The sequence below is a fragment of the Bradyrhizobium sp. SHOUNA76 genome (assembly GCF_023006445.1).
In the GTDB taxonomy this organism is placed as follows: domain Bacteria; phylum Pseudomonadota; class Alphaproteobacteria; order Rhizobiales; family Xanthobacteraceae; genus Bradyrhizobium.
In genome coordinates this window covers 1-338 of sequence record NZ_JALBHA010001193.1, presented here as the reverse complement: position 1 = coordinate 338, position 338 = coordinate 1, and the positions used below count along the sequence as shown (strand labels likewise).

General features: G+C 65.1%; 1 protein-coding gene. It reads right to left on the bottom strand.

Features of this window, described 5'->3' with window-relative positions; translation table 11 throughout:
• The coding region (locus tag MOV74_RS41355) for an AMP-binding protein (RefSeq protein ID WP_246933141.1) at window positions 1–338 on the bottom strand (338 nt) is incomplete at both ends.

The window sequence follows — 338 nt, the reverse complement described above, 5'->3', positions numbered from 1 at the left end:
GATCGCCGGTGTGAAACCAGCCGCCTTCGAACGCTTCCTTGGTGGCCTTCTCGTTCTTGAGGTAGCCCTTCATCACGATGTTGCCGCGGAACATGACCTCGCCGATGGTTTCGCCGTCGCGCGGGACCTCCTGCATGGTCTGCGGATTGATCACGGTGACGCCTTCCTCGAGCGGGTAGGGCACGCCCTGCCGGCGCTTCATGCGCGCCCGTTCGGGAGCGGGAAGTTCGTCCCAGCCGGGCTGCTCGGCACAGACCGAAGCGGGGCCATAGACCTCGGTCAGGCCGTAGACATGCGTCAGCTTGATGCCGATGCTTTCGGCGCCTTCGAGCACCGCG